The organism is Amycolatopsis sp. NPDC054798 (assembly GCF_053611505.1).
In genome coordinates this window covers 1-6,983 of record NZ_JBSHAM010000192.1, presented here as the reverse complement: position 1 = coordinate 6,983, position 6,983 = coordinate 1, and the positions used below count along the sequence as shown (strand labels likewise).

Sequence of the window (6,983 nt, the reverse complement as noted above, 5' to 3'; positions counted from 1 at the left end):
GGGGGGCCTTTGGGTGCGCAAACTCGGGGGGGGGCCTGCGCCTGGGACCCGGGCTGGGGGGGGGGGGCCCCCGGCGCGCCCCCCCCCCGGGGCCCCCCCGGCCCGAATCAGCGCTTATCCGGCCGATCGAGCCTCCACACGACATTCACCCCGCTGCAAGCCGAAGGCAGCCGCCCCTCCGCCTTCTCCTCCCCCACCCGCGAAAACCCCAGTCGCTCCGGAACCGCCCCGCTGCGCACATTCTCCGAATCGTGCTTGATCAGCACATGCGTCGCGTCCAGCCGCCAAGCCAAAGCCACCAGCAAAGCACTCGCCCGGGTCACAAACCCTTTGCCAGTCTGGGTTTTCGCCAGCCAGTACCCGATCTCCCACCCGTCGTCACGGCGCATCAACCCGCAACTGCCCGCCATCTCGCCGTCCGGGGAGAAGATCGCGTAGTTGTATTCCTGGCCGCTGTCCCACTGCTCGGCTACGCGCGCCAGGAACTCGTCGCCCTTGGCCTGGTCGTAGCCGTCGATCGCCCAGGGCATCCACGCGGCCAGGTGGTCCAGAGATCCCACGACGGCCTCCACTTGCGCGTCCCGGTGTTCCGGGAGCCAGCGAACGAGGGTGATCACGCCGTCGGTGAGAGTGTCCATGCGGTCATCCTGACAGCAGAAACGGCGGCAGGCTCGCGAATTAAGCGAAGCCTGCCGCCGTTCCCGGCGAACGTCAGTTCATCACGATGTCGGGCGGCACCTCGGTGTCGTTCTTCAGCGCGTCGAACAACTGCCCGGACTTCTTCTTGTCCCAATGCTGCGCCGACGCGTCGGTGAGCGGCACCGTCGTGGTCGTGACCCCGTCGGACGAAATGCCGCGCATCGCGAACGCCAGGCCGGCCAGGTTGTGCACGTGGTCGCCGGTGTCCATGGTCAGCGCGTCCGGCGCGGAGCTCAGCAGCGGGAAGAAATCGAACGGGTTCAGCAGCGTCCCGGGGCTCGCGACCTCGCTCACCAGCGCGCCGATGAACTTGCGCTGGTTCGCGACCCGGTCGAGGTCCGAGCGCGGCGTCGCGGAGGCGTGCCGCATCCGGACGAAGCCGAGCGCTGAGCGGCCGTCGAGCTTCTGGCAGCCCGCCTTGATCTCGATGCCGGTCATCGGGTCGTTCATGTCGTTGTCGATGCACATCTCGACGCCGCCGATCGCGTCGACGATCTTCGCGAACCCGCCGAAGCCGATCTCCGCGTAGTGGTCGATCCGCAGCCCGGTGGCCTGCTCGACCGTCTGGACCAGCAGTTTCGGCCCGCCGAGGGCGAACGCGGCGTTGATCTTGCTCGTGCCGTGGCCGGGGATCTTCACCTGCGAGTCGCGCGGCAGGCTCAGCAGCGTCGGCTTCGTCGAGTTGTCCGGGAGATGCGCGACCATGATGGTGTCGGTGCGCTGCCCGCCCGCCTCGTTCGTGTCGCCGGTCGCCAGCCGCTCCTCGTCCTCCGCGGTCAGGCCCTGGCGGCTGTCCGACCCGACGATCAGCCAGTTCGTGCCGGACGCCGCGGCCGGGCGCCCGGAGTAGTCGCCGATCGCGTCCACCCGGTTGATGGAGAACTCCAGGTACGCCCAGATCGCGCCGACGAACAGCACGAACACGATCAGCAGCGTCATCAGGATCTTGCCGACGCTCCACCGGCGGCGACGGCGCGGCCGCGGCTGCTGGCCGCCGTACTCCCCCGGGTCGCGCCGCGGCGGCGCGGGCGGCGGCGGGGCCGGGGCCTCGCCGCGCGCGCCCATCGGCCGGGTGCGGGCGTCGTAAGGGCTCTGCCCTCTCCCCGGCAGCGGCAGCATCTGCGCCCGCTGCTGCTGGCGCGGGCGTGCGGGGGGCTGCGGTGGCCGGGGCGGCATCCGCCGCCTGCCGTCGTCGCCTCCGTACGTCATGGGCCTGTCTCCCCGATCCGGTGGTGCGCGTGGCCGCGCAGGATCCTGCGCGGTCCTCCTGCGGTGGACGTGCGGGACCCTACGCGGGTTGTCCCGGCGGGGAGCGGCGGCCTCAGCGCGGGTCGGCGAACCCGAACTGGTGGACCTTCAGATGCCCCGACCGGAAGCCCGCCTCGGAGTAGGCGAGGTAGAACTCCCACATCCGCCGGAACACGTCGTCGAACCCGAAGCCGCGGATGTCGTCCCAGCGCTGCTGGAAGCGGTCCCGCCACAGTTTGAGCGTGCGGGCGTAATCCTGGCCGAACTCGCGCATCCCGGCCAGTTTCAGCCGGGTGTTCTCCCGCATCCCGTCCTCGATCGCCTGCACCGACGGGATGATGCCGCCGGGGAAGACGTACTTGTGGATCCACGTGTAGGACTTGGCCGAGGCCAGCATCCGGTCGTGGTCCATGGTGATCGCCTGCAGGCCGAACCGCCCGCCCGGGCGCAGCCGCTTGCCGATCGTGGAGAAGAACGTGGGCCAGTAGGACGCGCCGACCGCCTCGATCATCTCCACGCTGACCACCGAGTCGTACTCGCCGGTGGCCTCGCGGTAGTCGCACAGCCGCACGTCGACGCGGTCGGAGAAGCCAGCCTCGGCGATCCGCGCGTCGGCGAGCACTTTCTGTTCCCGCGAGATGGTCAGCGACGTGACCTTCGCGCCGCGGGAAGCCGCGCGAATGGACAATTCACCCCATCCGGTGCCGATCTCCAGCACCTCGCTGCCCTCGCGCACGCCGGCGTAGTCGAGCACGCTGTCGAGCTTGCGGTGCTGTGCCTGGGTGAGCGTGTCCCCCGGGCCGAACAGCGCCGAGGAGTACATCATCGACTCGTCCAGGAACGCGCTGAACAAGTCGTTCGACAGGTCGTAGTGCCGGTGGATGTTCGACCGCGCGCCCTCGATCGTGTTCTCTTCCGCGGACGGCTGCATGCGCTCGGCGAACCGGCGGAACCGCTGCAGGAACGGCGGCACGAGAGTGCTCAGCCGCTCGGCGAACGGCGTCAGCACGCCGGCCAGGTCCTCGGCGGTCCAGTCGCCGACCAGGTACGCCTCGCCGAAGCCGATCTTCGCGTCGGCCCCGAGCCGGTGGAAGAACGCCTCGGGCCGGTGGATGCGCATCTCCGGCGCGTCCGGACCGCCCGCGCCGAGCACCGTGCCGTCCGGGAACGCGACCCGCACGTCCAGCGTTTTCACCGCGTGCCGGAACAGCGCCTCGGCCGCTCGCGCTCGCAACGGCGAATGCGGCGGCGTGGCGAGACCGGGCCATCGGGATTCGTCGGGCACCGGCTGCGAGACCACTGCCGGATCGACTCGTGACGTGGACAAGACACTCCCTCCGAACGGGCTTCCGAGCCCTTCCCCATGATATTCCCGCTTCGTCCCCGTCGCCCTCGCGACCGGGCCGCGCTCTCCGGTTACCCCGGGATGCGCAGCCGGTCGACGGGAGGGCGGGACCAGGCCTGACGAAGAGTCTCGTCCGTCTCGCCCACTCCGATCCGGTCCAGTGTGAAAGCACACATCAGCCGGGTCCAGACCGCGGGACGGCGGAGCATCGAATGGCCCTCGCCGGCGATCTCGAACCGCGCCACCAGGTCGGTGACCTCGCGGGCGCGCGCGGCGAAGGCGTAGGACTCGGCGGGCGAGGTCATCCGGTCGCGCGTGCCGTGCGCGATCAGCACCGCCCGGCCCGCGACGGCGTCCACCGGTTCGCCTTGGGGCGTCCACGGGGCCATCGCGCACACGCCGGTCACCGCCGGGTCGTCGGCGACCCGCAGCGCGACGCGGCCGCCCATCGAATGGCCGACGAGGACGACCGGGAGTCCGGGATGGTCGGCGCGGATCTGGTCGAGGGCCCAGCGGGCGTCCGGCACCGGGCTTTCCAGGCGTCCGTTCCAGCCGTACAGCCGGTTCCGCATCAGCCGCACTTCCAGGCCGTGCCGCTTCCCGGCGCGGTGCAGCGAGCGCGACAGCGGCACCATCCGCTGATACGCCAATCGCCACGGCTGGACGACCGCGGTGCTGCGTTCGGCCCCGCCGTGCAGGACGAGGGCCACCGCGCGGGTCTGCCCGGGGGCCCGCCACGTCCGCACGGCCGGATCCGTCCGGCCGTTTTGCCGTTTCCCGTTCACCGGCACCCCCATTTCGATCAACTCCACGGTAATCCACCACGAAGCGTGTCCACCCGATAGATTCGGTGCCCGGACCCGCGAGGAAGGGCAGGTGTGGTGAGCGCCACTGATCTCGTGAAGAGCACTTCGGACCAGCTTGCGGCGGCCGCGGAGGCCAATGCCGCCCAGGTGTCCGCCGCCGCCGACCTGCTGCTGGGGGTGATCCGGGCCGACGCGCTGGTTTTCACCGCCGGAGCCGGGCACTCGCTGGCCGCGGTCGCCGAGACGTTCTACCGCGCGGGCGGGCTCGCCTGCGTGTATCCGGTGTACCACCCGGAACTGCTGCCGCTGCACGGCGCGCAGCAGAGCACCCGCACCGAGCGGCGTTCCGGGCTCGCCGAAGAGGTCTTGGCCGAACGCGCGCCGGGACCGGACGACGTCCTGGTCGTGTTCTCCACCTCCGGCGTGAATCCGTACCCGGTCGAACTCGCCGCCGGCGCGCGCCGTCGGGGCGCCGAGGTGATCGCCGTGACGTCGCGGGCCTGTGTGGCCGCCGCACCGCGCCGATCGGCCACGACGCTGGTCGAGGAAGGCAGTGTGGTGCTGGATTCGCTGGTGATTCCCGGCGACGCCAGCTATCCGGCTTCCGCGCCGCGCACCGGCCCGCTGTCCACTGTGGTCAACGCGTTCCTGTGGAACCTGATCCTGGCCGAGGTTTACGACCGCGGCACCGCCGAAGGGCTCGACGTTCCGCTGTGGCGCAGCTCCAATGTGGAGGGTGGCGACGCGGCGAACGCGGCGCTGCTGGCCAAGTACGAGCCTCGGGTTCCCGCCCTGCGCTGACCCCAATGCCACATTGGGTGCGTGGGACGCACCCAATGTGGCGTTCGGTGCGGTGAGCACACCCAATGCCACATTGGGGTCACGCCGCGGCCGGTTCCTCCGAGAACTGCGTGTGGTACAGCTCCGCGTACCGGCCTTCCAGCGCCAGCAGTTCCTCGTGCGTGCCGCGTTCCACGATCTCCCCGTTTTCCACCACCAGAATCAGATCCGCCGCCCGCACGGTCGACAGCCGGTGCGCGATCACCAGCGACGTCCGGCCTTCCAGCGCTCCGGTGAGCGCTTCGCCCACCGCCGCCTCGGATTCCGAATCCAGGTGCGCGGTCGCCTCGTCCAGCACCACGACTTTCGGCTGCGCCAGCAGCAAGCGCGCGATGGTGAGCCGCTGCCGTTCCCCGCCGGAGAGCCGGTAGCCGCGTTCGCCGACGGTCGTGTCCAGTCCGTCCGGCAGCGAGCGCACCAGGTCGTTCAGCCTCGCCTTTTCCAGCGCGGCCCAGATCTCGTCGTCGGCGACGCCCGGGCGCGCGTAGCTGAGGTTGGCCCGGATCGTGTCGTGGAACAGATGCCCGTCCTGGGTCACCACGCCGACCGTCTCGCGCAGCGAAGCGAAACTCAGGTCCTTGACGTCCACATCGGACAGTCGAACCGAACCGGCGTCCACGTCGTACAGCCGCGGCAGCAGCGAGGCGATCGTCGATTTGCCCGCACCGGACGAACCGACCAGCGCGACCATCTGCCCGGCTTCCGCGCGGAAACTCACGCCGTGCAGCACCTCTTCGCCGCCCCGGCTGTCCAAAGTGGCCACATCTTCCAGCGAAGCGAGCGAGAACTTGTCGGCCGCCGGGTAGCCGAACCGGACGCCCGCGAACTCGACCGAAACCCCGCCCTCGGGCAGCTTCTTCGGCTCGGCAGGCTCCTTGATCATCGGCTCCAGGTCCAGCACCTCGAAGACCCGCTCGAACGACACCAGCGCGGTCATCACATCCACGCGCACGTTCGCGAGCGCGGTCAGCGGCGTGTACAGCCGGGTCAGCAGCAGCGCGAGCGCCACCACAGTGCCCGCTTCGAGCTTCCCGGTGAGCGCCAGGTAGCCGCCGAGCCCGTAGACCAGCGCCTGCGCGAGCGCGGACACGAGCGTCAGGCTCGTCATGAACCAGCGCGTCAGCATCGCGGTGCGGACGCCGATGTCGCGCACCCGTCCGGCGCGGAGGCCGAAGTCGGCGACCTCCTGGCGCGGCCTGCCGAAGAGCTTCACGAGCGTGGCGCCCGGCGCGGAGAACCGCTCGGTCATCTGAGTGGTCATTCCGGCGTTGAGCTGAGCGGCCTCGCGCTGCAGCCCGGCCATGCGGCGGCCGAGCCGCCGGGCGGGCAGTACGAAAATCGGCAACAGCACCAGCGCGAAGAGCGTGACCTGCCAGGAGAGCGACACCATCACCACCAGCGACAGCACCAGCTGGATCACATTGGTGACCAAACCGGACAAAGTCGCGGTGAAGGTGCGCTGCGCGCCGATCACGTCGTTGTTGAGCCTGCTGACCAGCGCGCCGGTGCGAGTGCGGGTGAAGAACGCGATGGGCAGCTTCTGCACGTGCTCGAACACCGCCACGCGCAGGTCGAGGATGATGCCCTCGCCGATCCGCGCCGACTGCCAGCGTTCGGCGAGGCCGAGCCCGGCGTCGAGGATCGCGAGCACCGCGATCACCACCGACAGCCAGACCACCACGGTCAGCTCGTGCTTGCCGACGATCGCGTCGACCACCTTGCCCGCCAGCACCGGCGTCGTCACAGCGAGCACCGCCGAGATCACGGTGAGCACCAGGAAGGCCAGCAGCCGCTTCCAGTGCGGCCGGGCGAACCGCGCGACCCGGCGAGGGGTGCCCCGGGTCAGCGCTTTCGGCGCGTCACCGGCCCGCATCGCGCTGCTCAGCAGCGCCCAGGTGTTGTCCATCGGAGTGTCCCCCAGCTCGTGAAAACCTCTAGATTACTTGAACTTTTTTCCGGAGATGCCCTGCACAACACCGGGACGCCCGGCATTCTTCCCGACGGTCCGTGAAGGGCTCCTTGAGGGAATCTGATTCCCTCAAGGT

At 70.1% G+C, this 6,983-nt stretch carries 6 protein-coding genes; 1 reads left to right on the top strand and 5 read right to left on the bottom strand.

Features of this window, described 5'->3' with window-relative positions:
* Nucleotides 1–107: 107 nt before the first annotated feature.
* The 4 genes from ACWGIC_RS44420 to ACWGIC_RS44405 form a co-directional block, all read right to left on the bottom strand.
* Nucleotides 108–638, bottom strand: a complete 531-nt coding sequence (locus ACWGIC_RS44420; RefSeq protein ID WP_452081968.1) for a GNAT family N-acetyltransferase — start codon at nt 636–638, stop codon at nt 108–110.
* A gap of 73 nt (nt 639–711) precedes the next feature.
* Nucleotides 712–1,908 (bottom strand): LCP family glycopolymer transferase, encoded by a 1,197-nt coding sequence (locus ACWGIC_RS44415; protein ID WP_452081967.1) that lies wholly within the window; start codon nt 1,906–1,908, stop codon nt 712–714.
* A gap of 112 nt (nt 1,909–2,020) precedes the next feature.
* On the bottom strand, nt 2,021–3,274 hold the full coding sequence (locus ACWGIC_RS44410; RefSeq protein WP_452081966.1) for a class I SAM-dependent methyltransferase: 1,254 nt from the start codon (nt 3,272–3,274) through the stop codon (nt 2,021–2,023).
* Between the two features lie 89 nt (nt 3,275–3,363).
* Nucleotides 3,364–4,089: an alpha/beta hydrolase gene (locus ACWGIC_RS44405; RefSeq protein ID WP_452081969.1), complete on the bottom strand. Its 726-nt coding sequence runs from the start codon at nt 4,087–4,089 to the stop codon at nt 3,364–3,366.
* A gap of 81 nt (nt 4,090–4,170) precedes the next feature.
* Here ACWGIC_RS44405 and ACWGIC_RS44400 point away from each other — a divergent pair, with 81 nt between their 5' ends.
* On the top strand, nt 4,171–4,899 hold the full coding sequence (locus ACWGIC_RS44400; RefSeq protein ID WP_452081965.1) for an SIS domain-containing protein: 729 nt from the start codon (nt 4,171–4,173) through the stop codon (nt 4,897–4,899).
* Between the two features lie 79 nt (nt 4,900–4,978).
* On the opposite strand, the gene ACWGIC_RS44395 is transcribed toward ACWGIC_RS44400, so the two are convergent.
* Nucleotides 4,979–6,844, bottom strand: a complete 1,866-nt coding sequence (locus ACWGIC_RS44395; RefSeq protein WP_452081964.1) for an ABC transporter ATP-binding protein — start codon at nt 6,842–6,844, stop codon at nt 4,979–4,981.
* Between the last annotated feature and the right edge of the window lie 139 nt (nt 6,845–6,983).

What these genes read in the sequence shown, in the direction of transcription:
- ACWGIC_RS44420 (WP_452081968.1), bottom strand. Translation starts at nt 638, where the DNA reads ATGGACACTCTCACCGACGGCGTGATCACCCTCGTTCGCTGGCTCCCG.
- ACWGIC_RS44415 (WP_452081967.1), bottom strand. Translation starts at nt 1,908, where the DNA reads ATGACGTACGGAGGCGACGACGGCAGGCGGCGGATGCCGCCCCGGCCA.
- ACWGIC_RS44395 (WP_452081964.1), bottom strand. Translation starts at nt 6,844, where the DNA reads ATGGACAACACCTGGGCGCTGCTGAGCAGCGCGATGCGGGCCGGTGAC.
- ACWGIC_RS44405 (WP_452081969.1), bottom strand. Translation starts at nt 4,089, where the DNA reads ATGGGGGTGCCGGTGAACGGGAAACGGCAAAACGGCCGGACGGATCCG.